Origin of the sequence: Streptomyces atratus (assembly GCF_900119365.1) — a bacterium.
Taxonomy (GTDB): Bacteria; Actinomycetota; Actinomycetes; order Streptomycetales; family Streptomycetaceae; genus Streptomyces; species Streptomyces atratus_B.
The window spans coordinates 86,753-112,318 of sequence record NZ_FPJO01000022.1; the positions used below are offsets into that span (position 1 = coordinate 86,753).

Below are 25,566 nucleotides of genomic sequence, written 5' to 3' on the forward strand. Positions count from 1 at the left end.
CCGCGGCCGGTCCCCGGCTACTTCCGGTCGGCGCAGGGGTCGCAGCAGGAGGGCGCCGGCTCGACGCAGATGGTGACGGTGTCGGTGTTGTCGGCGGTGTCGGGATCCTTTTCGTTGCCGGTGGCGGCGGCGGTGTTGTCGATCGGGCCGGCTTCGGTGGCCTTGGCCCGCAGTACGAGGGTGGCTCCGGCGCCGTCGGCCAGGGCGCCCACGGTCCACCGTCCGGTGGCCGGGTCGTAGCTTCCGGGGCCGTCGGCGGACAGGAAGGCGAGACCGTCCGGGAGCCGGTCGGTGACGGTGACGCCGGTGGCCGGGTTCGGGCCGGCGTTGTGGACGGTGATGCGGTAGGTCACGGTCTGGCCGACGGTGACGGTGGTCGCGTCGGCTGCCTTGACCACGCTCAGGTCGGCGGCCGGGTTGACCTGCGTGACCTGCTCGTCGGAGGTGGACGTCAGCGGCTCCGGGGTCTCGCCGAGCCGGTTCTCGTAGGAGGCGGTGGCGGTGTTCCTGATCTGCTTGCCGCCGGCGGCCCGGTCGATGGTGACCCGGTACTCGGCCGTGGTTCCCGCCGGGAGGGTCTCGGTGTTGGGCAGGCTGCCGCCTTCCCCGGCGGTGGTGATGTCGCCGAGCCCGAAGACGACCTTGCCGGCCCCGGCGTCGTAGTACGCCTGGTCGTCATCCCGCGCGTCGGTCTTCGCACCGGCGTTCGGGCCGTCGACGATGCGCAGGGAACCGGGCAGATACGTCGTGCCCTGCGGGATGACGTCGGTCAGGACGAGGTTCTCGGCCGCGCCGCCGCCCTCGTTCCTGGCGTTGACGCGGTAGGTGACGACGTCGCCCACCTCCAGCGGTCCCGTGGGAGCGGCGGTCTTGGTGAGCACCACGTAGGGGGCGGTGCCGAAGAAGATCCCGTCCAGGAAGTTGCCGATGCTCTGGTTGCCGCCCGCGGCGGAGACGGAACGGAAGGCGAATCGCGTCAGCGTCTGGCCTGCCGGGACGGTGTAGGTGCCGGTGTAGTAACCCCAGGCGGTGTTGCCGTCGGTGAAGCGTCTCTGCTGCACCGCGGAGCCCGGCGCGCCGATGTCCAGCGCCATGGTGTCGTCCCCCTGGCGGCCGCGGTGGTACAGCCGCCAGTACAGCTTCGTACCGGGTGTGGTGGGCAGGTCCTGGTAGAGCGTGGAGACCTGATTGGCGTTGAGCTCGGCGAACTGGGCGCCTTCGGCTGCCGGTACTCCGTTGAAGCCCGAGTGCCACAGCTCGATCATGTGGTCGGAGGCGGTCGTGAGCCAGCCCGGGACCCGCTTGGGCGCCTGCGTCCGTGAGGCGTCCGGGAGGATCTCCACATCGGTGACGGCGGGCTGTTCGAAGCTGCCGTTGGCCAGGGCAACCCGGAGCGGAGCAGGAGGTGTGGACAAGGTTCTTCCCCTCAGGTCGACGCTGCTGGAACGCACCGCCGTCCGGCCGCGCATCTGCGCGCCGTGGCGGAGCCGGGACACCCAGTAGCGCAATGCATTCGCGTGATCGCGTAAAGCGATGGACCGGGCGGTTCGGCCAACCCCGCGCGGCAGGTTTGCGAAACCCGCCCCCGGACGACTCCCGCCGCACGGGCCCCGCGCCACCTCCGGTGCGCCGCGCCCGTCGCACCCGCCTCCTGGTTCTCTCCCGCCCACCCCGTCATGGCTGGAAGTCTCCGCTGCGCCTCCCGCACCCACCCCTGCTCAGAGTGAATCGGTCACCATCGGAGTTGACGCCCCCGGCGCTGCGGAGGTGACCGCGTGAACGTCCGTGGAGATGAGGGCCGCTGACGCGCGCCCCGGGACCTCGCCCGCCGGCGCGGGGCTTCGGCCGCATGCGGACCCGAGCCGTCCGCCGACCGCGCCGCAGGGGCGCGGCGACCCGCCCACACAACCGTCGATCATGGTGTTTCCGCAGGTCGGGGCGGGTTTGGCTAATGGATTTCGCGCTACGGCGCAGGTCATGTAATGTTGTTCTCGCAACGCCGACCGGGAAGAAAAAAACCGGGAAGCACAAGCACTCGTAGCTTAACGGATAGAGCATCTGACTACGGATCAGAAGGTTGCAGGTTCGAATCCTGCCGAGTGCACAGCAAGCAAGAGGCCCCCAGGAGAAATCCCGGGGGCCTCTTGCTGTTCCCTCCCTCTGCATCAGATCCGGGGGTTCGACCATGGGCATGGCGTGGCAGTGCACCGGGCTGCGGTGGCCCGACGCGCAGGGGCCGCCCGTGCTGGGCTGGCGGCGGGGCGGGGCCGTGCGGGTGAGTGCGCAGGCGTACGGGACGGAGTTCGGGTTCCGGGCCGAGGGGGAGCGGCGCTGCGTCGGGGCGCGCGGGAACGTGTGTCCGGTCGGGGTCGTGGTGTCGGGGCGGAGCACGGGGGCGCGGTGTCCGGAGTGTGCGCGGCTGGACCGGGCGCATTCGGTGGCCGCCGACACGATCGCCGACGACCCGAGGACGTACCGCGTGTATCTGGCCTGGTTCGGGCCGGGGATGGTGAAGGCCGGGATCACCGCCGAGGAGCGGGAGGCGGCACGGCTGCGCGAGCAGGGGGCCGTGGTGTTCAGCTGGCTGGGGCGGGGGCCGTTGATGGCGTGCCGGCGGACCGAGGAACTGCTGCGGTCGGCGCTCGGGGTGCCGGACCGGATTCCGTACGCGAGGAAGCGGGCTGTGCGCGGGGCGCTGCCGGGGGCGGCGGAGCGCGGTGCCGAGGTGGCGGAGGTCTACGGGCGGGCCGTGGCGCTGAAGGGGGCCGGGTGGCCCCGGTCGCTGGAGCGGCTGCCGTTCGAGGCGGTCGACCACGCCGGGCTGTTCGGGCTCGACGGCGCGGTCGAGGTGGCGTGGGCGGTCACCGAGCTGGTGGCCGGGGGCGCGGTCGCGGGGCGGCTGGTGGCGGCGGCCGGGCCGGATCTGCATCTGGCGACGGCGGACGGGGTCGTGGTGCTGGACACCCGGCTGATGACGGGGTGGGAGCTGGTGGCGGCGGACACGCGGGCCGGGGTGGGGGTGCCGGTGGCCGACATCGGGGGCGGTGGCGTGCAGGGCGGGCTGTTCTGAGATCGTCGGATCCGTCCGGACGGTGAGAGGGGCACGGGATGAGTGGTGACGCCGACGACGTCGTGCGGTTTTGGGAGCGGCTGGGGCTGCCCGGGATCATCGATGTCCATACGCACTTCATGCCGGAGCGGGTGCTGGCCAAGGTCTGGGGGTACTTCGACTCGGCGGGGCCGCTGACCGGGATGGAGTGGCCGATCGAGTACCGCCACGACGAGGACGAACGGCTCGCGCTGCTGCGTTCGTTCGGCGTGCTCCGGTTCACCTCGATGCTCTACCCGCACAAGGCGGGGATGGCCGCCTGGCTGAACGGATGGGCTGCCGATTTCGCGCGCCGGGTGCCCGACTGTCTGCACACCGCGACCTTCTTCCCGGAGGAGGGCGTGGCGGGGTATGTGCGCGAGGCCGTCGAGGCGGGGGCGCGGGTCTTCAAGTCGCACCTCCAGGTCGGTGCGTACGACGCCAACGACCCGCTCCTGGAGCCGGTCTGGGGGCTGCTCGCGGAGGCCGGGATTCCGGTGGTGATGCACTGCGGTTCGGGGCCGGCGCCCGGCAAGTACACCGGACCTGAGCCGGTCGGCCGGCTGCTCGCCCGGCATCCTCGGCTGCCGTTGATCGTGGCGCACATGGGGACGCCGGAGTACGCGGAGTTCCTGGCGCTGGCGGAGACGTACCCCCGGGTGCGGCTCGACACGACGATGGCGTTCACGGACTTCACGGAGGACTTCGCCCCGTTCACGCCGGCCGAGCGGGGGCGGCTCGCCGCGCTCGGGGACAGGATCCTGCTGGGCACGGACTTCCCGAACATCCCGTATCCGTACGCGCACCAACTGCACGCGCTGGAACGGCTGGAGCTGGGGGACGACTGGCTGCGGGCGGTCTGTTACGGGAACGCGAGCGCCTTGTTCGACGCCGGCTGACGGTCCGTCGGCGGTGCTGCTTTCTCAGGGAATTCACAGATTCGGGTAAGGACGCTTTCAGGGGAGCCTCACAGGGTTGGGGCATGACGACGACGACCTCGCCCCAGGGGCGTACCGAACTGCTGAGGGCGGACCGCACCCCCGTCCGTGTGCTGGTGGTGGACGACGAGGCCCCGCTCACCGAGCTGCTGTCCATGGCGCTGCGTTACGAGGGCTGGGAGGTGCGCAGCGCCGGGGACGGTGCCGGGGCCGTAAGGATGGCGCGCGACTTCCGGCCCGACGCGGTGATCCTCGACGTGATGCTGCCCGACACGGACGGGTTCGCCGTGCTCGGCAGACTGCGGCGGGAGCTCTCCGAGGTCCCCGTCCTCTTCCTGACCGCGCGCGACGCGGTGGAGGACCGGATCGCCGGTCTCACGGCGGGCGGCGACGACTACGTGACCAAGCCGTTCAGCCTGGAGGAGGTCGTGGCGCGGCTGCGCGGGCTGATCAGGCGGTCCGGCACGGCGGCCGTGCGCAGCGAGTCGACGCTCGTCGTCGGCGATCTGGTCCTCGACGAGGACAGCCACGAGGTGAGCCGGGGCGGGACGTCCATCCATCTCACCGCGACCGAGTTCGAGCTGCTGCGCTTCCTGATGCGCAATCCGCGGCGGGTGCTGAGCAAGGCGCAGATCCTCGACCGGGTCTGGAACTACGACTTCGGCGGGCAGGCGAACGTCGTCGAGCTGTACATCTCGTACCTGCGCAAGAAGATCGACGCGGGACGGTCATCGATGATCCACACCCGGCGCGGGGCGGGATACCTCATCAAGCCAGGTGAGTAGCCGCCCCCGCCGGTGGCGGGGGCCGTGGACGCTGCGGACCCGGCTGGTGGTCTCGGCGGTCACGCTGATCGCCGTCGTCGCCGCGGTCATCGGGACGGTCACCACCATCGCCTTCCACAGCTACATGTACGGCAAGCTCGACGACCAGCTGGACGCCATCGCCGTACGGGCCGCGAAGCCGCCCGGCGGGGGAACGATGCCCGGCGGCGGTGTGCCGCAGAGTCTCGACCCGCTGGCCTTCGTGGACGCGCGCGGGCTGCCCGTCGGCGCCTTCGGCGCCGTGGTGGCGGACGGCGCGGTCACTTCGTCGCGCGTCGTCGTGGAGACCACCACCCCAGGGCCCGGGGCCGAGGACGCCGGGCAGCCGATGACCGCGGCCCAGGGCAGGGCGCTGGAGGCGGCCGGCCTCTCCGCCGGGGAGGACCCGCGCACCCCGAACTCCCGTCGCGGCGCCCCCGGCGTCTCCGGGTCGAGGCTGTAGACCGGAGCGAACGACACCCGCATGTCCAGCCGCTGGGCCAGCTCGCTCGCCAGATTGCGCCACTCGCTGCGGGTGCCCCAGTGGACGTCGACCTCCTGGAGCCCGATCACATCGGCGTCCAGCGAGCGGAGCTCGGCGGTCTGCCGGTCGAGATCGAAGACATTGTCCATGCCCGCGCCCGCATGGATGTTGTACGTGGCCACGCGCAGCGGAACCGCGCGCCCCTGCCCCTCCCCGGCGGCCGCTGCGGGAGGCGCGAGCGCCGTTCCCAACAGCCCTGCCGCGACGAGCGCTTCCACCGTACGACGACGCAGTGACATACCACTCCAGCCCTTGTCGGATCAGCGGCGAGCACCGTACCGCGCGGAAAGCGGAAATGCGTTGTACGCCGTACAGGATCTGCTTTACGGTGTACAACGCCTGCTACTCGTACACCGTATAAGGGATCAGGAGTCCGTATGACGGCGACCGCCGCCGAGCAGAACCACCTCTCGTCGCCGAGCCATCCGCAACGCTGGCTGATCCTCGGCGTCATCTGTCTCGCCCAGCTCACCGTGCTGCTCGACAACACCGTTCTCAATGTCGCGATCCCCTCCCTCACCCGGGAGCTGGACGCCTCCACCGCCGATGTGCAGTGGATGATCAACGCCTACTCGCTGGTCCAGTCGGGTCTGCTGCTCACGGCCGGCAGCTCCGCCGACCGCTACGGCCGCAAGAAGATGCTGATCGCCGGGCTCGCCCTGTTCGGCATCGGCTCGCTGGTGGCCGGACTGGCCCAGACGTCCGCGCAGCTGATCGCCGCCCGCGCGGGCATGGGCATCGGCGGTGCGCTGCTGATGACCACGACCCTGGCCGTCGTCGTGCAGATCTTCGACGAGACCGAGCGGGTCAAGGCGATCGGTATCTGGTCGACCGTCAGCTCGCTCGGCTTCGCCGTCGGACCGCTGATCGGCGGAGTTATGCTCGACCACTTCTGGTGGGGCGCGATCTTCCTGATCAACATCCCGGTCGCGGTCATCGGACTGGTCGCCGTGGCCCGGCTCGTCCCGGAATCCAAGAACGCCGGCGGCGATCGCCCCGACCTGCTCGGCGCACTGCTCTCCACCATCGGCATGGCATCCGTGGTGTACGCGATCATCTCCGGCCCGGAGCACGGCTGGGCATCGGGCCGGGTGCTGCTGACCGCCTTCGTCGGGGTCGCCGTCCTCACCGGATTCGTGCTGTGGGAGCTGCACATCCCGTACCCGATGCTGGACATGCACTTCTTCCGGAACCAGAAGTTCGTCGGGGCGGTCGCGGGCGCGATCCTGGTCGCCTTCGGGATGGGCGGCTCGCTCTTCCTGCTCACCCAGCAGCTCCAGTTCGTCCTCGGCTACGAGCCGCTGGAGGCCGGTCTGCGCACGGCTCCGCTGGCGCTGAGCGTCGTCGCGCTCAACCTCACCGGACTGGGCGCCAGGCTGGTGCCCAAGCTGGGCACGCCGGTCACCATCGCGGCCGGGATGAGCCTGCTGGCCGCGGGACTCGCCGCGATCGCGCTGCTCGGCGGCGACGGCTACGGCGGCATGCTGCTCGGCCTGGTCGTGATGGGCGCGGGCATCGCGCTCGCCATGCCCGCCATGGCCAACGCGATCATGAGCGCCATCCCGCCGGAGAAGGCGGGCGTGGGCGCCGGGGTCAACGGCACGCTCGCCGAATTCGGCAACGGCCTGGGGGTCGCCGTCCTCGGCGCGGTGCTGGGCTCGCGGTTCGCGTCGCTGGTGCCGGCGGCGGTCGGGGCGGCTTCGCTGCCCGCCGCGCTCGCCTCGGCGACCGACGCCGGGGAGCGGGCCCGGATCACCGACGCCTTCGCCTCGGGTCTGGAGACCAGCCAGCTCTTCGGGGCGGTCGCGGTGCTGGTCGGCGGATTGCTGGCAGCAGTGCTTCTGCGCCGTGCGGAGCGGGCAGAATCTGCTCCGGCCGACTCGGCCGGGACAGCGGCAGCGGCATAGCATCGAGGCGGGGCGCACTGGACCGTACGAATCCGCTTCGTGCGCACAGGTACGCATCCGGTCCGTCCCGCTGGCAAGACGAGGAGAGATGCCATGGTGTCCGCGGCCGACCGTGTGAAGAACCCCGCCAGGACCAGCGTGTGGCTGGACCGGAGGACACCGTCGCGCACTCGCAGGACGGACCAGCCGACAGGTCTCGATCGGGACAGGATCACCGCGGCTTCCGTCCGGCTGCTGGACGCCGAGGGCCTCGCCAAATTCTCCATGCGCCGGCTCGCCGCCGAGCTGGATGTCACCGCGATGTCCCTCTACTGGTACGTGGACACCAAGGACGATCTGCTGGAACTGGCCCTCGACTCGGTCTACAGCGAGATCGCGCCCCCTCGCGAGGACGCGCACTGGCACGACCGACTGCGCGAAATGGCCATGTCCTACCGGGAATTGCTGGTCCGGCATGGCTGGGTGTCGCCGCTCGCCGGCCACTTCCTCAACATGGGCCCCCACTCGATGCTGTTCTCGTACGCCATGCAGGACGTGGTCCGGGCGACGGGTCTGCCGCTGCATCAGCAGACGGGGGCGCTTTCCGCGGTCTTCCAGTTCGTGTACGGATTCGGCACCATCGAAGCCCACTTCGTACAGCGCAGCGCGGAGTCAGGGGTCAGCCAGGACGATTTCTTCCAGCAGGCGCTGGGCACCATCCGGAGCCAGCCGCAGCTCAAGGAGATCGTGGAGGCCTCGCAGGACCTGATGGACGCCCGCGGCGGCGACACGGTCGAGGAGATGCGCGACCGGGACTTCACCTTCGCCCTGGACCTGCTGATCGCGGGCATCGAGGCGATGCGGGACCGCTGAGGGGCGGGGGGACGGCCGAGATCCCGCCCGCCCCCTCTCCCGTACCCACCCGTCGCCCGGCCGCCGCCCCTCGGCGAAGCGCTACGCGCTGCCCCTGCTCGATCTCGTCGGACAGCACGATCACGCCGACCCGCTCGTCCCGCTTCGCGTTGCGGGTCCTGGCCCGCTCGGGGTAGGCCGGGACGACGGTCCGGCCCGCGTCGTCGGCCCCGCAGGTCGGCGGGGAACCCCGGGGGCGGCCTTCGGACCGGGTGGTCAGCGGGATCGCCCGGTGCCCGGGCCGTACGAAGGCCGGCAACTCGTCGAGTTCCACGGCCGTGTTCGTCGCGATATCGGTGCCGTGGCCGCAGACTACGACGGCACGGACTCACCCTGCACGGCCTGGACGTCGAGCTCCACCCGCAGCGTCGTACCGATCGCCGAGATGCCCGCCTGCACCACCTGGTTGTAGTTCATGGCGAAGTCCTCGCGGCGCAGCTCCGCCGTGGCGCTGAACGCCGCACGCACCCCGCCCCACGGGTCCGGGCCCGTCCCGAGGTAGCTCAGGTTCAGGTCGACCGGGCGCACGACACCGTGCATCGTCAGCTGGCCGTGGACCAGCCAGCGGTCCGGGCCCGCCGGGGTCAGCCCGTTCGAGTGGTACGTGATCTCCGGGAACCGGTCCGAGTCCAGGAAGTCGGGCGAACGCAGGTGCTTGTCGCGCATGCCGTTGCCGGTCTCGATGCTCGCCGCGCTGATGACGGCGTCGACCCGGGAGCGGTGGACCTCCTCCGCGATCTCGATCCGGCCGCTGAACTCGGTGAACCGGCCGTGCACGCTGGAGATCCCCAGGTGCTGCGCGACCGCGGCCACCGAGCAGTGTGCCGGGTCCAGCGACCAGGCACCCGGCGGCGGCAGCTCCACACCGCCCTGGCGGGCCAGCACCACCGTGCCGGCCTCGACCCGCCCGCTCGCCGTGACGAGGGCGGTGGAGGCGGCGGGGGCGTACCCGACCGCCGTGACGATCACCGTGTACGCGCCGGCCGCCAGGGGGGTGTCGGTCCGCACCGCTCCGTCCTCGTCGGCGGTGGCCCGCAGCACCTGCGTGCCGGTCATGTCGGTGACCGTCACGACCGCGTGCTGGACCGCCCAGCCGTCCCGCGTCCGTACATGTGTGCGAAGTCCCATCCCGTTCTCTCTCCTTGCTCCATGACTCAATGAGTCGGGCCCCGGGGCGGGGACGGCAGGCCGTCCCCTGCCTGCCGTCCCCGCCACCGGGGCCCATTTCCACCGGCCGGTACAGCATCTCCGCTCGAAACGCCGCCCCGCCAGGAGTCTGTGGTGAGAGCGTCCGGCAGCAGGCTTCGCGGCGTCGCGGGGCTGGGGCACGCACCTCGCGGCGTTGTCGTCAATCACCAACGCTCCGCGTTGGCTCAATCCTCCGCCTTGAGATGCACGCACCCCAGCCCCGCTCCTTCACCCGCGCTGCCCGCTGCCGGGCACTCTTACTCGCCGGGGTGCGCGAGCTCGATGTCGTGCCCGTCGGCCCCGCGGCCGGCCACGGTCAGCGCGCTCGCCACCGGCGGGTAGCCGGTCGCGATGACCGAGTACTCGCCCGCGTCCAGGTCGGTGAAGGCGTACGCCCCGTCCTCCCCGGTCGTCGAGGTGGCGACCACATTGCCCGCCGCGTCGACCAGTGTGACCCGGGCGTCCGGCAGCGGTCGCCGCGCGGTACCGGCCCGCACGGTGCCCTGGACCAGCGCACCGGACTGCAGCGCGGCCTCGACCCGGGTGACGCCCTGGCCGCCGATCTCCACCGGCAGCGCCAGCGGACGGAACCCGGCGGCGTTCACCGCGACGGTCACCGAACCGGGCACGAGCTCACCGAAGGTGAACTCGCCGGCCTCGCCGGACTTGCCGGTGGCCAGCACATCGCCGCGCACATCGGTCACGATGACCACGGCGCCCTCCACCGGTGCGGTGGACTCCGCGGCCCGCACGACGCCGGCCAGACCGCTCGTACCGGAGAGCAGGAGGTCGTACGCGAGCGGCTCGTCACCGACGACCACCGTGGACGCCTGCGGCTGGAAGCCGTCGGCGGAGGCGATCAGGACGTAGGAGCCGGGGCCCGGCGCGTCCAGACCGTAGCTGCCGTCGGCTTGGGCGACGGAGCGTCCCAGCTGCCGGCCGGCCAGCGAGATCAGCGTGACGGCGGCACGGGCGACGGGTGCGCCCTCGGCGCCGCGCACCACACCGTGCACGGACGTGCCGTGCAGGGTGGCGACCGGGGCCTCCAGGGTGTCGGCCACGGTGGCCGTGGCCGTCGCCTCGGAGCCCGGCGCGTCGGCGTTGGTGGCCGGAGCGTCGAACGCCTCGACGGCGGGGGTCTCGGACGTGGCCGGGACCTCGCTCACAGCGCTGCTCTTCAGGGCGACCTCCTTGATGAAGATCGTGATCAGGAAGGCGATCAGCGCGGCCGGAGCGGCGTACAGGAAGACATCGCCGACACCGTGCCCGTAGGCGCTCTCCACGACCGTACGGATCGGCGCGGGCAGCTTGTCCAGGTCGGGGATGCCCCCGCCGCCGGTGCCGCTGTGACCCATGGCCGCGCCCTTGGGGCCGAGCTCCGCGAGGCCGTCCTTGACGTAGTGGGTGACGCGGTTCGCCATGACGGCGCCCAGCGCCGAGACGCCGATCGCACCGCCGAGGGAACGGAAGAAGGTGACGACGGAGCTGGCCGCGCCGAGGTCGGACGGGGCGACCTGGTTCTGCGTGGCGAGCACCAGGTTCTGCATCATCATGCCGATGCCGAGACCCATGACGGCCATGTAGACCGCGATGTGCCAGTACTCCGTGTCGTACCGGAGGGTGCCCAGCAGGCCGAGCCCGGCGGTGACCAGGAAGCCACCGCTGACCAGCCAGGCCTTCCAGCGGCCGGTCTTGGTGATGATCTGGCCGGAGACGGTCGAGGAGATGAACAGACCCGCGATCATCGGGATCGTCATGACGCCCGACATCGTCGGCGACTTGCCGCGCGCCAGCTGGAAGTACTGGCTGAAGAAGACGGTGCCCGCGAACATCGCGATACCGACGAACAGCGAGGCCAGCGAGGCCAGCGTGATGGTGCGGTTACGGAAGAGGCGCAACGGGATGATCGGCTCGCTGGCCTTGGCCTCGACGGCGACGAAGATCGCGCCGAGCACGACGGAACCGACGACCATCGCGGCGGTCTGCCAGGACAGCCAGTCGTACTTGTCGCCCGCGAAGGTCACCCAGACGAGCAGCAGCGACACGGCGGCGCTGATGAAGAACGCGCCCCACCAGTCGACCTTGACCTGACGCTTCACGACCGGGAGCTTCAGCGTCTTCTGGAGCACGATCAGCGCGATGACGGCGAACGGCACACCGACGTAGAAGCACCAGCGCCAGCCCATCCAGCTGGTGTCGGTGATGACACCGCCGAGCAGCGGACCACCGACGGTGGCGACGGCGAACACCGCACCGATGTATCCGCTGTAGCGACCGCGCTCACGCGGGGCGATCATGGCCGCCATCACGATCTGCGCGAGGGCGGAAAGACCGCCGACGCCGATGCCCTGGACGATACGGCAGGCGATCAGCATGCCGCTGCTGGTCGACATACCGGCTACGACCGAGCCGGCGACGTAGATGACGAGGGCTATCTGGACCAGCAGCTTCTTGCTGAACAGGTCGGAGAGCTTGCCCCACAGGGGGGTGGTGGCGGTCATCGCCAGCAGCGAGGCCGTGACGACCCAGGTGTAGGCGCTCTGACCGCCGCCGAGGTCGGAGATGATCTCGGGCAGTGCGTTCGAGACGACCGTCGACGACAGGATCGCGACGAACATGCCGAGCATCAGCCCGGCCAGTGCCTCCATGATCTGCCGGTGTGTCATCGGCGCGCCGGACGAGGGATCGGAGGATCCCCCGTGCTTGGCGTGGCCGCCCCGCACACCGGTTGGTGTGGTCGTAGCCATTTAAGTCCTTGTCTTTGCTTCTGTTACACGGGTGTACGGGTGTGCGAGTCGTTGTCGCTGTCGGCATGCCGGGAACGGCAGTCGCCGCTGTGCTTTCCGGGACCGCACCCGCTGGGCCCGCGACAGGCGAAACTGTCGCGCAGCCGGGCCAACAGCGTGTTCAGCTGTCCGACCTCGTCGTCCGACCAGTCGGAGAGGCTGTGGGCGAACATCTCGGTGGTCCGCCGGTTCAGGTCGCCGAGTACGTCACGTCCGTCGGGGGTCAGCCGCAGGATGCGGGACCGCTTGTCCGCCGGATCCGGGGACCGTTCGATCCAGCCACGCTCGGCCACATGGGCGACATGACGGCTGGTCACCGACATGTCGACGTCCAGCAGCTCGGCCAGTCGGCTGATCCGCATCTCACCGTGCTGCCTGAGAAGAGACAGTACGGCGGCGGAGCCCGCCGGACACTCGGCGGGCAGGATCCGGGCGAGACCCCGCTTGACGGCCCCGACGGCGCTGAGCTGCCGGGCCAGTTCTTCGTACTGACTCCGTGCGGCCACGGGACCCCCCAGACATCTCACCGGTTCATCTTGTTGCTTAGGGCAACCATAGAAGCCGTTGGTTGCTGCAGGCAAACGAAAAGGAGCTTGCAGAAGTAAAGGAAAGCAAAAGGCTGTGTACGGCTCGGGTCAAAGGCCCAGCGTCCGGGGTGCGGGTGGTGCGAGGTGTGTGTCGCGCCACAGTCGAGGCCGGTGGGACTCCGCTCCGGGGCGGCGGCGACTGTGTGAAGAAGCGAGTACACAAGGTGCGCGGGATGCGGTTCCGGAGCCGAGGGGGACGGTAAGTTCCTTATGGAAAAGGCGAGTTGACATGCCCGCCCCTCGCTGGACCTCACAACCGACCTGTGTACGCCGCTGGTTCCGCCCCGACGCACCCTCGCGGTCCGGCTGTCCGGCCCCGCTCCACCGCCGCGCACCGGCCCCTTCTCCACCGGCCCCCCGGCCCTGGCCTCGGCCCTTCCCCGACCCGGGGGTTGGGCCACAGGGCCGAGTTCGCTAGGGTCCTGGCCCATGGCACACAACCCCCACGCCCCGCAGGGCCCCGAGGGCAACCACGACCCGGCCGGCAGCACCCAGATGTTCCGCGCCTTCGTCGACGAGGGCGAGCCGCAGCGCCGGCAGCAGCCGGCCGCCTCGTCCGGACCGAAGGTCGGGGTGATCGCCGCCGTCGTCGTGGTGGTCGTCGCCCTCGCGGCGGTCGCCTGGCTCGCGCTCGGCTGACCGGCGCCGCCGGTCACCGCACACAGCCCTTAGACCGACCGGCAATTGGGGGGCGGCGTCGCGGGGCTGGGCACGCACATCTGCCGCGTTGTCGTCAATCAACAACGCTCCGCGTTGCCTCAGTCCTCCGCCTTGCAGCTGCACGCACCCAGCCCCGCTCCTTCACCCACCCCCCAATTGCCGGTCGGTCTTATCCATCTGTCACTTCAATACGGCGGTGACGTCCCGGGTCTCGACATGCATGCCCAGGGGCACCCGCCAGGCGTCCACACAGACGGTGTACGTCCCCGTCCGCGCCGCTCCCGCGTCGATCGGCGCGGGCAGCGGCCCGGTCGACTCGATGGTCGCCCAGTCGACCCCCAGCGCGCCGATCACATGCGTGGCGAAGGTGACGGTTCCCGCCCGCGCCGGTGATCCTCCGGTGTTCCGGAACTCCACGGTCACCTTCTCGCACCAGCGCTCGTCCGCCGCCGCCCGCACGGGGTCGCCCACCGCCAGCTCGGCGGGCCCGGCGGGTGTGCCGGATCCGGGCGCCGAGGGGGTCACAGGCCCGGTGGAGCCCCCTCCGGGGCCGGGTGTGCCGGGTGTGGCGGGCGGGCCGGACGGCCTGGGAGTCGCACCGGGCGTGGCTCCGGAGCCACGGGACCGGCCTCCACCGCCATCACTGCCGCCGGGATCACGGCTCGCGCCGGGATGGCGCCCCTCGCCGGAATCACGACCACGGTCATCACCCGGGGCGCGGCCCTTCCCGCCCCGGTCCAGCGGGACCAGCGTCACCTTCCCCGACGGCGCCACCGCCCCCGTCGGAGCTCTCCCGGGATCCGCCCCCGCCGCGCCGAGCGCCACATAGCCCTCGTCCGCCGCACCGCTGCCGCAGGTGGCCAGTACGCCGCCCAGACACAGCACGACCGCCGAGGCGGCGATCACGGTGCCCCGGCGGCCGTTCGAACCGAGCATCTGACGTCGCATCGCGCCAGTGTGGCTGACGGTCCGTCAAATCGGAACCCTCTTGCTCCGGTACGGGAGTCCACGGTGTCAGTCGGCGATGAGCCCTTCCCTGAGCTGGGCGAGCGTACGGGTCAGCAGGCGCGAGACATGCATCTGCGAGATGCCGACCTCCTCGCCGATCTGCGACTGGGTCATGTTGGCGAAGAACCGCAGCATGATGATCTGGCGCTCGCGCGGCGGGAGCTTGGCCAGCAGGGGCTTGAGCGATTCGCGGTACTCGACGCCCTCCAGTGCCGAGTCCTCGTAGCCGAGCCGGTCCGCGAGGGAGCCCTCGCCGCCGTCGTCCTCGGGCGAGGGGGAGTCCAGCGAGGAGGCGGTGTACGCGTTGCCGACGGCCAGTCCGTCGACCACGTCCTCCTCGGAGACCCCGAGCGCCTTGGCCAGCTCGGGCACGGTCGGCGAGCGGTCGAGCTTCTGCGCGAGCTCGTCACTGGTCTTGGTCAGCGCGAGCCGCAGCTCCTGGAGCCGGCGCGGTACACGCACCGACCACGAGGTGTCGCGGAAGAACCGCTTGATCTCGCCGACGACGGTCGGCATCGCGAACGTCGGGAATTCCACGCCTCGTTCGCAGTCGAACCGGTCGATCGCCTTGATCAGGCCGATCGTGCCGACCTGGACGATGTCCTCCATCGGTTCGTTGCGGCTGCGGAACCGTGCCGCGGCGTACCGCACCAGCGGGAGGTTGAGCTCGATGAGTGTGTCCCGTACATAGGCACGCTCCGGGCTGTCCGTTCCTTCGGGGCCTGGTGCCGGCCCCAGCGCGGCGAGCCGCAGGAACAGGGAGCGGGACAGAGTGCGGGTGTCGATGGTTTCCGACGAGCCGGTGAGCACAACGGGTGCGGGTTCGCTCTTCGTGAGCGTGAGCACCTTCGAGCTGCCCTGTTCTGCGGACATGCCACCCCCTTGAGGTCGCGGACGGTCGCGTTGAGCCGCGACCATCGGAGGAACGCAGCCTCCACCTGAATACCGGAGGCGAGGCCACGGCAAACGCGGTTTCCGCAGAATGTCACATGTCGGCAACACGCTGTAGTGACATGTCGACAAGTCTTTGTGGAGTCTGCGCAGTTAACAGGGGGTGCGAGGCATTTGGGTCGCGCGAAACGGACGTCGAGCGCTCTACCCGATCCGGTTAGGCCTCGATCCTGTTTGCGGATCGGAGTCGGGCGAAGCTTCGGGCCAACAGCCTTGACACATGCATCTGGGAGACCCCCAGTTCGGCACTGATCTGGGACTGCGTCAGATTGCTGTAGTAGCGCAGCAGAAGGATGCGCTGCTCGCGCTCGGGCAGCTGTACGAGCAGATGCCGGACGAGGTCGCGGTGCTCGACCCCGGCGAGCGCCGGGTCCTCGTAGCCGAGCCGGTCCAGCAGTCCGGGCAGCCCGTCGCCCTCCTGGGCGGCCTCCAGCGAGGTCGCGTGGTACGAGCGGCCGGCCTCGATGCAGGCGAGCACCTCGTCCTCGGAGATCCTCAGCCGCTCGGCGATCTCCGCGGTGGTCGGTGAACGGCCGTGAGCGGTCGTCAGGTCCTCGGTGGCGCCGGTGACCTGGACCCACAGCTCGTGCAGCCGCCGGGGCACGTGGACGGTCCGTACGTTGTCCCGGAAGTACCGCTTGATCTCGCCGACGACGGTGGGCATCGCGAACGTCGGGAACTGGACGCCGCGTTCGGGGTCGAACCGGTCGATGGCGTTGATCAGGCCGATCGTGCCGACCTGGACGACGTCCTCCATCGGTTCGTTGCGGCTGCGGAACCGTGCCGCGGCGTACCGCACCAGCGGGAGGTTCGCCTCGATGAGGGCAGCCCGTACCCGGCCGTGTTCGGAGGTTCCCGGCTCCAGGTTCTTGAGCTGTCCGAAAAGCACCTGGGTGAGCGCCCTGGTGTCCGCGCCCCGGGTCCTGGCGGGTGTCGTCGTACTGTCGGGCGCCTCGGTCTGGACGGACTGGGGAGGCACTTGAGGCGCTGTACTGGCCGGCACGATGAGGCCACCCCTTTGCAGTCAACTTTGGTCAACTCATCCGTCAAAAGCGGTCATAGCATCACAAGACATGTCCACTGTGTGCAAGCACCGTATAGCGCCGTGTTGGGGTCAACTTGGTTTAAACACCAAAAAAGCCCCTCACCATGATGGCGAGGGGCCTGGAGGCCGTCCGGATCAGAACGGGTAGTCGGCGATCACCCAGCTGGCGAATTCACGCCACTGCCCGGCGGCGGCCTGATGAGCGGGGTGCTCGATGTACCGCTTCAGGGCGTCCTGGTCGGCGACGGCGGAGTTGATGGCGAAGTCGTACGCGATCGGCCGGTCGGTGATGTTCCAGGCGCACTCCCAGAACTCCAGTTCGGGGATCTGCCCCTCCAGCTTCCGGAAGGCCTCCGCCCCGGCGACGACCCGCGGGTCGTCCCGTTCGACGCCGTCGTTCAGCTTGAACAGGACCAGATGGCGGATCACGGTGTACTCCTACTTCACGAGCTCGGACATGAAGTCGCCGACGCCCTGTGCGGCACTCGAAACGCCCTCGAACCCTACCTGGACGAGATCAGCCGCCCGGGCCGGGGAGGTGATGATCGTGTACGCCACGAAGACGAATATCACGTAGAGAGCTATCTTCTTCGCTTGCACCACAGCCCCTGCCTCCCCTTCGATCCCCTGTTTCGATCTCCTGTGCAGTCGGGCGATTCTATCCGCACGTATGGCCGCCTCCTTGGGAGGTTTCCGACCACTCACACGGCCTTTAGGGACCAAGGACCCGGCGATCGAGGCCCTTTGCCCGCCCGTACGGCCCCTGAGCAGGAGCAGGATGGACGGTGAGCCCGGCGGATACGGCAGGAATCCGAGGGGCTCGGAACGGGCCCCCATTGTGGGGTCCCCGCCGCAGGTCACCCCCCTGACCGCGACGAGGACCGGAGGCCCCGTTCTCACCGGGGGAAGCGGCTTGTCCCCCCGATGCCGCTTCCCCCGACCTGAGCGTGGGTGAACTGTGGCCCCGGCACGACATCCGTCGTATCGGGGCCACAGTCGTGTGCAAGGCACCTCCGGACCGCTCCGGCATGGCGCGGTCCTGGGAAAAGCGAACGCCCTCCCGGTCTGCGTTTCCGCAGTTCGGGAGGGCGTCGATGGCGGTAGCGGAGGGATTTGAACCCTCGGTGAGTTTCCCCACACTCGCTTTCGAGGCGAGCTCCTTCGGCCGCTCGGACACGCTACCGAGAGAGAGCTTAGACCATTGCGGGCCGTGGGCAGAAATCGGTTCTCAGCGGGTGCGGAAGAAGGCCGTCAGGCGGTCGGCGCAGACGTCCTCCAGGACGCCCTGGACGACCTCGGGGCGGTGGTTGAGCCGACGGTCGCGTACGACGTCCCAGAGGGAGCCCGCCGCGCCCGCCTTCTCGTCGCGGGCCCCATAGACCACCCGGTCCACGCGGGACTGCACCAGGGCGCCCGCGCACATCGTGCAGGGCTCCAGGGTGACGACCAGGGTGCAGCCGGTCAGCCGCCACCGGCCGAGAGCGGCTGCGGCCCTGCGCAGGGCGAGGACCTCGGCGTGGGCGGTCGGGTCGCCGGTCGCCTCGCGTTCGTTGTGGCCCGTGGCGAGGAGGGCGCCGTCCGGGCCGAGCACGACGGCGCCGACCGGCACATCGCCGGCCAGCGCCGCCAGATCGGCCTCGGCCAGGGCGCGGCGCATGTGCGCCCGCCACGGTTCTCGCACGGGGTCGTACGGTTCCGGCGGTCCTTGCGGGTGCGGTGGTTCGCTCACCCGCGGACCCTAACGGACGGCCTCCAGGACCTCGGCCGCGCCCAGCGCGTCCGCGATCTCCGCCATGGCGTCCGTGCGCAGCATCAGCAGCTCGGCTTCGGGGAGCCCGAGATCGGCCAGGATCCGGGTGTCGCCGAGCGGGCCGGCCGGTACGGCGTCGGCGTCGAGTCCGTCGTCATCGTCGTCGGTGTCTGTGTCTGTGTCTGTGTCGGTGTCGTTGTCGGGGGTCGTGTCCGGGTCGCCGTCCTCCGTGCCGTCGAGGCCGACGAGCTCTTCGAGGGCGGCAATCGTGTCCTCGGCCCCGGGTTCGCGGCCGAGCAGTTCGTCGGTGAGCAGGATCTCGCCGTACGAGGAGCGGGCGGCGGCGGTGGCGTCCGAGATGAAGATACGGGGGTCGTCCTCACCGTCCACCCGGACGACGCCGAACCAGGCGTCCTCCTGTTCGATGAAGACGAGCACCGTGTCCTCGTCCACCGAGGCCTCACGGGCCAGGTCCGTCAGGTCGGACAGGGTCTCCACATCGTCGATTTCCGTGTCGCTCGCTTCCCACCCGTCTTCGGTGCGCGCGAGCAGTGCGGCGAAGTACACCGTGACTCTCCCACTGGTCATAGGGGTGTCGGTCCGGCGGGAGGGCAGCCGGTGGTCCGGCTGTCCTGGGTCCCGCCCATCGGAATCGTGGCAGAAACAACGGCTCCGCGAGAGGAGTTCGGCCGTTGCGTCGGCCATCAGTTCTCCTGGACACCGCCACCAGGGGGATGCCGGAGGGCCGTCCGGCTACCAGCGGAAGGTGCGCATGCGCATGGCCTGGCGCATCCGGGCCGCCCTCGCGCGGCGGGGCTGCACCCGGTCGCGGAGCGCTTTCGCCTCGTGGAGCTCGCGCAGGAACTGGGCGCGCCGCCTGCGGCGTGCCGCGTCGCTCTCCTCCGGGTCCTGCTGGACCTCCGCTTCCTGCGGGACCGGCTGGTCCCGCTTCCGCTTTTCGCCGTCCGGCATCGGCTCATCACCCCAAGGCTGGGTCCGTATGCCCCCACCTTCCCCCCGAACATGCGGTTGATGCCAGCGCACGGGTGCGGGAGGCACGGTTACTGTTGAACCCATGCGGATCCACGTCGTCGACCACCCACTGGTCGCGCACAAACTCACCACCCTGCGCGACAAGCGCACCGACTCCCCGACATTCCGGCGGCTCGCCGACGAGCTGGTCACCCTGCTCGCCTACGAGGCCACCCGGGATGTGCGCACCGAACAGGTCGAAATCGAGACCCCGGTCACACCGACGACCGGTGTGAAGCTGTCGCACCCTCGGCCGCTGGTCGTGCCGATCCTGCGGGCCGGTCTCGGCATGCTCGACGGCATGGTGCGGCTGCTGCCGACCGCCGAGGTCGGCTTCCTGGGCATGATCCGCAACGAGGAGACGCTCAAGGCGGAGACGTATGCCACCCGGATGCCGGAGGACCTTTCGGGCCGCCAGGTGTACGTCCTGGACCCGATGCTGGCCACCGGCGGCACGCTGGTCGCGGCCATCCGGGAGCTGATCGAGCGCGGTGCGGACGATGTCACCGCGGTCGTGCTGCTGGCGGCGCCCGAGGGCGTCGAGGTGATGGAACGCGAGCTGGCCGGCACGCCGGTGACCGTCGTCACCGCCTCGGTCGACGAGCGGCTCAACGAGAACGGCTACATCGTCCCGGGACTCGGTGACGCGGGCGACCGGATGTACGGCACGGTCGACTAGCAGGACTGTCCGGCCGGTCGAGGCCGGACAGGTACCAGTGCCCCGGCCGGGATTCCGTTTCCCGGCCGGGGCACTGCGCGATCGAGCGGCGGACGGGAGACTTCCTTCTCACCTTCACCCGGACGAGGGGTGCCCGCAGCCGTCAGCAGGACGACGGTGCGGGGGCCGGCTTCGTCAGGGCGGCGAGAGCCGCGGCCGCCGACCGGGGCGTGTTGAACGTCTTGAACTTCGTACCGAGAATCAGATCGACATCCGCCGTCCTGCGGGCGTCGGTCTTCGGGGTGGCGCCCACCAACTGCGTACCGAGGACCGGGAACGAGCCGTTCTTGGCCGAAGGGGCGCCCAGCAGTACCCCGGGGCCGGGGACCTTCTTGTCGTACGCGGCCGGGGCGTTGCCCACCTTGCCGATGGTGAAGCCGCGCTTCTTCAGCTCCTCGGCGGCCTGCTTGGCGAGCCCGCTGCGCGGCGTCGCGTTGTAGACGTTGACGGTGATCTTCGCGGGCTTCGGCAGCACCCTCGCGGGCGCGGACGGCTTCGCGGAGGAGCAGTCCGTCTTGTGGTCGGCGGCGCTGGCCTTCCGGTCGCCGCCGGTGAAGACGTCGATGAGCTGCATCGTGCCCCATCCGGCCAGCCCGAGGGCGACCACGGAAGCGGTGGCAGCGAGGATCAGTCTGCCGCGGCGCCGGGGGCGGCGCATCCGCGGGTACTTGTCGCCTGTGATGCGGTACTTTCCGCCCATGCCGGGGGGAGTGAGCATGCTCATGGGCGCAGCGTAGTGCGGCCCGGTGATGATGCCTACTAAATGATCAATGGATCGCACCCGTCCGAGTGCGAAAGCACCCGAACGAACCCCGGAGCGCCCGTAGGCCTCGTGGGGTCTCGTCAGTCCTGCCGGTCCTGCGGGTCCGGAAGCACCGCGGCTCCGTGGACGGAACCCGCTTCGTTCAGCCGAGTTCGAGCACGCGGGCGTGCAGTACCTGGCGCTGCTGAAGTGCGGCGCGGACCGCGCGGTGTAGTCCGTCCTCCAGATAGAGGTCGCCCTGCCACTTCACGACGTGCGCGAACAGGTCACCGTAGAACGTCGAATCCTCGGCGAGGAGTGTTTCGAGGTCCAGGTTGCCCTTGGTGGTCACCAGCTGATCGAGGCGGACCGGGCGCGGCGCGACATCCGCCCACTGCCGGGTACTTTCCCGGCCGTGGTCGGGATATGGCCGCCCATTTCCGATGCGCTTGAAGATCACACGGAAAGCCTACCGGGCAAGAGCCTCCGGGCGCAGCCATGGGGCGGGACTGCGATGCTGCCGAGAACGCCATAAACACAGGCATTCCGGAACGGGCCCCGATGAGTGACAGCCCGAGTGACACCCCGAGCGACTGCTTGACGGACAGCCTGACGGGCAGCGGCAGTACGGGCGGAGGCGCGGCCGACAGTACGGGCGGCGGTGTTCTGCCGGAGCCGGCCCGGGAGATCGCCGCCGGGTACGCCGTCTCCGGTCCGTCGGGATGCAGTTGGGCCGGGAGATCTCGCGGTCGCTCTTCGGTACGGCCCGCCGCCGGCGGTAGGCGGGGGCCGCTGCGGACGGCTTTTGCCCGGGGCCGCCGTCGCTCGGCGGTGTTACTGCTCGGCGGCGCGCTTGGCCGCCTTGGCCGCCTGCTTCGCGTGCTGCTTGTACGCGCGGACCTCGGCGAGCGATTCCGGGCCCGTGATGTCGGCGACCGAGCGGTGCGAGCCGGCCTCGCCGTACGGACCCGCCGCCTCTCGCCAGCCCGTCGGGCGGACCCCGAACTGCTTGCCCAGCAGCGCCAGGAAGATCTGCGCCTTCTGGGTGCCGAAGCCGGGCAGTGCGTTCAGCCGTTTCCGCAGCTCCGCCCCGTCGGAGACATCGGTCCACACCGCGCTCGCGTCGCCGTCGTACTCCGCCACCAGGTACTGGCACAACTGCTGGACCCTCTTGGCCATCGAACCGGGGTAGCGGTGCAGGGCGGGCTTCGCGGTGAACAGCTCGGTGAACGCCTCCGGGGCGTAGGCGGCGATCTCATGAGCGTCCAGGTCGTCCCCGCCCATCCGCTGCGCCAGGGAGTACGGGCCGGAGAAGGCCCACTCCATCGGCACCTGCTGGTCCAGCAGCATGCCCACCAGAGCGGCGAGCGGGCTGCGCCCGAGGAGCTCGTCCGCCTTCGGCTCCTGGGCGATCCGCACGGTGACGGGCTGGTCCTCGTTGCTCTCGGTCATGCCTTTGATCATCCCGACGGCGGTGCGGCCCGGCCACTCCACTGCCCGCCGGTGCAGCCGTTTGCCGTATGGACGGACCGGGTGCCCGAAGGGGCAGGACCGGCTGCCCCCGGCCGGCGGGGTCCGGGCTGGACGGGGCAGTGGGGCGTCGTGAAGGTGGAGTGGTGAGGCCATCACGACGCGCCTTCGACCGGGGCGCGGGCAGGGGAGATGACGATGCACGCACAGGAATGGGACCAGGAGCACGACCACGAGCGGGATCACGGACACGGGCATGAGTACGACGAAACCGTGCACGCGTCGAGGGCGTCCGAGGGCCGGGAGCCGGCGGACACACCGCACCTCTTCCGGGCGGCGGCCGCCGGGCGGGCCGATGTGGTCGGGGCCGGCGGCATGAGCGTGCTCCAGCGGGCGGTCGGCAACAGCGCCGTGGGGTCGATGCTCCAGCGCAAGGAGGAGGAAGAGCGCTCCCCTGTGCACGATGTGGTCTCGTCGGGCGGAGGGCAGCCGCTGGACACCGAGACCCGGGCCGATCTGGAGGGGCGGATGGGCGCGGACTTCTCCGACGTACGCATCCACACGGACTCCGCCGCCCACGAGTCCGCGAAGGGCGTGGGCGCCCACGCGTACACGGTCGGCAACAACGTGGTCTTCCAGCGGGACGCCTACGACCCGTCCTCGCCGCAGGGCCGCACCACGCTGGCCCATGAGCTGACCCATGTGATCCAGCAGCGCAACGGCCCGGTGGAGGGTACGGAGGCGCCGGGCGGGATCCGGGTCAGCGACCCCTCCGACCGGTTCGAGCGGGAGGCCGTCGCGAACGCGGACCGGGTGCTCGCGGACCCGTCCCCGGCTCCGGCTCCCGCTTCGGATTCGGCTCCCGCCCCGGCTCCGGCGGCGTCCGTGCAGCGGGCCGCGACGGAGGACGAGGACGAGCAACCGGCCGATGTGCAGGGCTCTTTCGTGCAGCGGGCGGAGGCGGGCGCCGAGGAGGAGGAAGAGGCTCCGCCCGAGTGACGGCATTCGACGGATGGGCCCTCGGCGGACGGGCGGGCCTTCGGCAGACGGACGGGCCTACGGTGGACGGGTCTTCGGCGGGCGGCGCCTTCTGGCCCGTCCGCCGTGTCCGTCGGCCGGTCGCGTCGGTCCGTCGCGCCGATCCGTCAGTCGCTCAGTCCGCCGTGTCCGTCTTCATCGTGCCGCCGAGGAACAGCGACTCCGAGCACCGCGAGGGCGTGGGCGCGTTCACCGGCTTGCCCACCTTCCGGCAGTCGACGGTCATCGTGACCTTGCCCCCGGCGGGCACCAGGATCGGCGTGACGAAGTGGTAGTCGGAGTCGCGGAAGTTCTCCAGCGCCAACCGGAGCACGGGCGCGTCCCGGCCCGAGGAGACCACGAGCGTGCCCGCGTCGCCCTGCGGGTTCTGGACCACGATGTCGGTCAGCTGGAAGGTGCGCCCGCCGGGCACCTGGAGGGCCGTCGAGGTGTTCGACCCGCCGCCCACCGAGTCCCTGACCTGCACCTGCGCACTGGTCGGGGCTGCGGCGCCCGCGTCGGAGGAAGCGCGAGGGCTCGGTGAGGGGCTGGGCTTCGGCGAGCCGCCGTTCGCCCCGGAGGAGTCGCCGCCGCCCGAGCTCGCGCCGCCCGAGCTCGGGCCGCCCGAGGAGCCCTTGTCGGGCGCCTTGCTCTTGTCGGCCGCGGCCGCGGACCGTACCACGTCCGGTGTGACCGCCTCCCGGGCCGCCGACTTCACGGCCGGGCGCAGCAGCGCGTACCAGAGCCCCACCAGCGCGATCAACAGCACGGCCGCGGTGATCAGCGCCCGGGGGAGCCAGCGCGGCAGGATCGGCTCCTGCTGGTACGAGCCGTCCACGACCACCGGTGCGACCGGGGCCTGGTCCTCGGCCACGTCCGGGGTGGCGACCAGCTGGAAGGGGTGCGTGATCGGGATGCCGCGCCACACCCGCTTGGCGGGCCGGATCCGCACCTTCCCGAACTCCGCCCGTCCGGGCGCGATCCGCAGGGTGTCCGCCGCGAAGGAGACCCGTGCCCGCTCCGTACCCGACTGGGCTCCCAGCCGTACGGTGACCGGGGCGTTCCCCCGGTTGTCTACGGCGAGTTGGTGCCGCCCGCGCCAGGCGCCGTGCGAGCTGCGCGGTACGAGTTCGGCGGTGGTCTCGGTGAAGGGCAGTACGGTCACCCGCCCCTCGGGCACCACCGTGTCGCCCTGCTCGCTGGTGGGCACCACCCGTATCCCGAAGGGCGTCTCCCCCGCGAGTACGGTCGAGTCCCGGGGCGGACGCAGCATGAGGGAGACCGTCTGCGAGTCGCCCGGATACAGGGACAGCGTCGCCGGCTCGACCGTCGACCAGGCGGCACAGGCGCCGACCACCTCGAAGCGGTACTCCTCGACGGTGCTGCCGGAGTTGAGGATCCGCAGGGGGAGGGCCGTCTCCTCGCCCGGTGCGGCGGTGACGGACGAATCGTCGAGGCTTGCCGTGAGACTCATACGGCGCACCGTAGGTTCGCCACTGAAGGTCGACATCGGCCGTGAAGGAACACTTCCGGGCAGATTCCGTGCCCGGATCGGCTTTTTTGTTTCCCTGTAAGGAAACACGGGCATCTTTTGACCGCCTCAGACAAGTGAGGCATACGAAAACAGCCGTGCTGGTTGTGATCGACGTGACGCCATCGGCTGTTGCCCAGGGGGAGCATTGCCATGGAGCGCATCACTGTCGCATTGAGGGCCCAGGATCCGATCTCGCAAGCGGGCGTGGCCAGTCAGTTACGTACCCGGCCCGAAGTCAGTGTGACGGAGTGGGGGGAGGGTGACGACTCCCCTCAGATCGTGATCGTCGTCGTGGACACGGTCGACGAAGCGGTGTTGACGATGCTGCGCCACATCCAGCGCACCAGCGCCTCGCGTACCGTCCTGGTCACCACGGACATCGACGAGCAGAAGCTGGTGAGCGCCGCGGAGTGCGGTGTCGCCGGTGTGGTCAGGCGCTCCGAATCGACTCCGGAGCATCTGGTGCAGGTCATAGGGACGGTGGCGCGGGGCGAGGGCCACCTCCCCTCCGACCTGCTGGGAAGGCTCCTTGAGGAGGTGGGCCGCCTCCAGGGGCAGGTGCTCGGTCCCCGCGGACTGCACTTCACCGGTCTCGCGGCGCGCGAGGTGGATGTGCTGCGGCTGGTCGCGGAGGGGTACGACACCGCGGACATCGCGACGAAACTGGCCTATTCCGAGCGCACCATAAAGAACGTGCTGCACTCGGTGATGACCAGGTTGCAGTTGCGGAACCGGTCGCATGCGGTGGCGTACGCGATGCGGCAGGGGCTGATCTGAGCCTTCCCGTACGGGGGCTCACGGCACGGGCGTGCGTACGGCGCTGCCGTGCGCGGCCTGTGCGCGTACGACAGCGCCGTGCGCGGCCTGTGCGCCTGCGGCACTTCGGTGGATCCCCCGCTGCCCTTTC

Annotated in this window: 26 protein-coding genes, 2 tRNA genes and 2 pseudogenes; 11 read left to right on the forward strand and 19 right to left on the reverse strand. The window is 70.4% G+C overall.

All coding sequences use genetic code 11. The annotated features are described in order from the left end of the window. Positions 1-17: 17 nt before the first annotated feature. Complete coding sequence (locus tag BT364_RS29270) at positions 18-1,415, reverse strand: DUF7507 domain-containing protein (RefSeq protein ID WP_072488245.1); 1,398 nt, start codon at positions 1,413-1,415, stop codon at positions 18-20. Between the two features lie 616 nt (positions 1,416-2,031). On the opposite strand from BT364_RS29270, the gene BT364_RS29275 reads away from it, so the two are divergent. From BT364_RS29275 to BT364_RS40420, 5 genes are all read left to right on the forward strand, one after another. Then, positions 2,032-2,104 (forward strand) — tRNA-Arg (locus BT364_RS29275). An 81-nt stretch (positions 2,105-2,185) separates the two neighbouring features. Next, positions 2,186-3,070: a DUF2797 domain-containing protein gene (locus BT364_RS29280; protein ID WP_371268661.1), complete on the forward strand. Its 885-nt coding sequence runs from the start codon at positions 2,186-2,188 to the stop codon at positions 3,068-3,070. Positions 3,071-3,108: 38 nt separating this feature from the next. Further along, positions 3,109-3,987: an amidohydrolase family protein gene (locus BT364_RS29285; protein WP_072488246.1), complete on the forward strand. Its 879-nt coding sequence runs from the start codon at positions 3,109-3,111 to the stop codon at positions 3,985-3,987. Positions 3,988-4,070: 83 nt separating this feature from the next. Beyond that, positions 4,071-4,811 (forward strand): response regulator transcription factor, encoded by a 741-nt coding sequence (locus BT364_RS29290; RefSeq protein WP_072488247.1) that lies wholly within the window; start codon positions 4,071-4,073, stop codon positions 4,809-4,811. Beyond that, positions 4,804-5,292 carry a hypothetical protein gene (locus BT364_RS40420; RefSeq protein ID WP_107408332.1) on the forward strand — a complete coding sequence of 163 codons (489 nt, stop codon included), beginning with the start codon at positions 4,804-4,806 and terminating at the stop codon, positions 5,290-5,292. The genes BT364_RS29290 and BT364_RS40420 overlap by 8 nt, the downstream gene beginning before the upstream one ends. Here the strand turns inward: BT364_RS40420 and BT364_RS43405 are convergent. Continuing rightward, a pseudogene (locus tag BT364_RS43405) lies at positions 5,241-5,612 on the reverse strand (endonuclease/exonuclease/phosphatase family protein); the annotation flags it as partial. The gene BT364_RS40420 and the pseudogene BT364_RS43405 sit on opposite strands and share 52 nt — an antisense overlap. 138 nt (positions 5,613-5,750) lie before the next feature. Between BT364_RS43405 and BT364_RS29300 the strand changes: the two are divergent. Both BT364_RS29300 and BT364_RS29305 read left to right on the forward strand, forming a co-directional pair. Further along, on the forward strand, positions 5,751-7,280 hold the full coding sequence (locus BT364_RS29300) for an MFS transporter (RefSeq protein WP_072488248.1): 1,530 nt from the start codon (positions 5,751-5,753) through the stop codon (positions 7,278-7,280). A 93-nt stretch (positions 7,281-7,373) separates the two neighbouring features. After that, positions 7,374-8,132 (forward strand): TetR/AcrR family transcriptional regulator, encoded by a 759-nt coding sequence (locus BT364_RS29305; RefSeq protein ID WP_072488249.1) that lies wholly within the window; start codon positions 7,374-7,376, stop codon positions 8,130-8,132. A gap of 103 nt (positions 8,133-8,235) precedes the next feature. Here BT364_RS29305 and BT364_RS44615 read toward each other — a convergent pair. From BT364_RS44615 to BT364_RS29325, 4 genes and pseudogenes are all read right to left on the reverse strand, one after another. Next, positions 8,236-8,463, reverse strand: a pseudogene (locus tag BT364_RS44615) (PPOX class F420-dependent oxidoreductase); the annotation flags it as partial. Positions 8,464-8,483: 20 nt separating this feature from the next. Continuing rightward, positions 8,484-9,299: a YceI family protein gene (locus BT364_RS29315; RefSeq protein ID WP_072488250.1), complete on the reverse strand. Its 816-nt coding sequence runs from the start codon at positions 9,297-9,299 to the stop codon at positions 8,484-8,486. Between the two features lie 317 nt (positions 9,300-9,616). Further along, a complete protein-coding gene (locus BT364_RS29320; RefSeq protein ID WP_072488251.1) occupies positions 9,617-12,106 on the reverse strand; it encodes an MFS transporter in 2,490 nt (829 codons plus the stop codon). Positions 12,107-12,129: 23 nt separating this feature from the next. Next, positions 12,130-12,651: a MarR family winged helix-turn-helix transcriptional regulator gene (locus BT364_RS29325; RefSeq protein WP_072488252.1), complete on the reverse strand. Its 522-nt coding sequence runs from the start codon at positions 12,649-12,651 to the stop codon at positions 12,130-12,132. Positions 12,652-13,161: 510 nt separating this feature from the next. Here BT364_RS29325 and BT364_RS29330 point away from each other — a divergent pair. Then, on the forward strand, positions 13,162-13,371 hold the full coding sequence (locus tag BT364_RS29330) for a hypothetical protein (RefSeq protein ID WP_072488253.1): 210 nt from the start codon (positions 13,162-13,164) through the stop codon (positions 13,369-13,371). Positions 13,372-13,572: 201 nt separating this feature from the next. Here the strand turns inward: BT364_RS29330 and BT364_RS29335 are convergent, their stop codons facing one another. The 9 genes from BT364_RS29335 to BT364_RS29370 all read right to left on the reverse strand — a co-directional run bounded on the left by BT364_RS29335 (position 13,573) and on the right by BT364_RS29370 (position 19,118). Then, the gene (locus tag BT364_RS29335; RefSeq protein WP_072488254.1) at positions 13,573-14,340 is read right to left on the reverse strand and encodes a hypothetical protein; all 768 of its coding nucleotides are present in this window, start codon (positions 14,338-14,340) and stop codon (positions 13,573-13,575) included. A gap of 66 nt (positions 14,341-14,406) precedes the next feature. Continuing rightward, on the reverse strand, positions 14,407-15,273 hold the full coding sequence (locus BT364_RS29340; protein WP_072488255.1) for an RNA polymerase sigma factor SigF: 867 nt from the start codon (positions 15,271-15,273) through the stop codon (positions 14,407-14,409). Between the two features lie 235 nt (positions 15,274-15,508). After that, on the reverse strand, positions 15,509-16,354 hold the full coding sequence (locus BT364_RS29345) for an RNA polymerase sigma factor SigF (RefSeq protein ID WP_072488256.1): 846 nt from the start codon (positions 16,352-16,354) through the stop codon (positions 15,509-15,511). A gap of 177 nt (positions 16,355-16,531) precedes the next feature. Beyond that, positions 16,532-16,825, reverse strand: coding sequence for a Dabb family protein (locus BT364_RS29350; protein ID WP_072488257.1), 294 nt, complete (start codon positions 16,823-16,825; stop codon positions 16,532-16,534). Positions 16,826-16,834: 9 nt separating this feature from the next. Then, on the reverse strand, positions 16,835-16,999 hold the full coding sequence (locus BT364_RS41825) for a hypothetical protein (protein WP_177328275.1): 165 nt from the start codon (positions 16,997-16,999) through the stop codon (positions 16,835-16,837). Positions 17,000-17,491: 492 nt separating this feature from the next. Continuing rightward, positions 17,492-17,579 (reverse strand) — tRNA-Ser (locus BT364_RS29355). Between the two features lie 45 nt (positions 17,580-17,624). After that, positions 17,625-18,053, reverse strand: a complete 429-nt coding sequence (gene tadA, locus BT364_RS29360; RefSeq protein WP_079179684.1) for a tRNA adenosine(34) deaminase TadA — start codon at positions 18,051-18,053, stop codon at positions 17,625-17,627. A gap of 81 nt (positions 18,054-18,134) precedes the next feature. Then, positions 18,135-18,713, reverse strand: coding sequence for a tRNA adenosine deaminase-associated protein (locus tag BT364_RS29365; RefSeq protein WP_072488259.1), 579 nt, complete (start codon positions 18,711-18,713; stop codon positions 18,135-18,137). A 186-nt stretch (positions 18,714-18,899) separates the two neighbouring features. Further along, positions 18,900-19,118, reverse strand: coding sequence for a hypothetical protein (locus BT364_RS29370; protein ID WP_072488260.1), 219 nt, complete (start codon positions 19,116-19,118; stop codon positions 18,900-18,902). Between the two features lie 103 nt (positions 19,119-19,221). Between BT364_RS29370 and upp the strand changes: the two genes are divergently transcribed. Continuing rightward, entirely contained in the window at positions 19,222-19,857 is a 636-nt protein-coding gene (upp, locus tag BT364_RS29375) for a uracil phosphoribosyltransferase (RefSeq protein WP_072488261.1), read from the forward strand. A 142-nt stretch (positions 19,858-19,999) separates the two neighbouring features. Here upp and BT364_RS29380 read toward each other — a convergent pair whose 3' ends face one another. From BT364_RS29380 to BT364_RS29390, 3 genes are all read right to left on the reverse strand, one after another. After that, positions 20,000-20,596 carry a LytR C-terminal domain-containing protein gene (locus BT364_RS29380; protein WP_072488262.1) on the reverse strand — a complete coding sequence of 199 codons (597 nt, stop codon included), beginning with the start codon at positions 20,594-20,596 and terminating at the stop codon, positions 20,000-20,002. A 205-nt stretch (positions 20,597-20,801) separates the two neighbouring features. Beyond that, entirely contained in the window at positions 20,802-21,098 is a 297-nt protein-coding gene (locus BT364_RS29385; RefSeq protein ID WP_072488263.1) for a type II toxin-antitoxin system VapB family antitoxin, read from the reverse strand. A 374-nt stretch (positions 21,099-21,472) separates the two neighbouring features. Beyond that, positions 21,473-22,090, reverse strand: a complete 618-nt coding sequence (locus BT364_RS29390; RefSeq protein WP_072488282.1) for an HhH-GPD-type base excision DNA repair protein — start codon at positions 22,088-22,090, stop codon at positions 21,473-21,475. A gap of 210 nt (positions 22,091-22,300) precedes the next feature. Between BT364_RS29390 and BT364_RS29395 the strand changes: the two genes are divergently transcribed. Then, positions 22,301-23,107, forward strand: a complete 807-nt coding sequence (locus BT364_RS29395) for an eCIS core domain-containing protein (RefSeq protein WP_072488264.1) — start codon at positions 22,301-22,303, stop codon at positions 23,105-23,107. A gap of 154 nt (positions 23,108-23,261) precedes the next feature. Here BT364_RS29395 and BT364_RS29400 read toward each other — a convergent pair whose 3' ends face one another. Then, positions 23,262-24,599: a COG1470 family protein gene (locus tag BT364_RS29400; protein WP_079179685.1), complete on the reverse strand. Its 1,338-nt coding sequence runs from the start codon at positions 24,597-24,599 to the stop codon at positions 23,262-23,264. 210 nt (positions 24,600-24,809) lie between these two features. On the opposite strand from BT364_RS29400, the gene BT364_RS29405 reads away from it, so the two are divergent. Continuing rightward, positions 24,810-25,436: a helix-turn-helix transcriptional regulator gene (locus BT364_RS29405; RefSeq protein ID WP_072488265.1), complete on the forward strand. Its 627-nt coding sequence runs from the start codon at positions 24,810-24,812 to the stop codon at positions 25,434-25,436. The last annotated feature ends 130 nt before the right edge of the window (positions 25,437-25,566 follow it).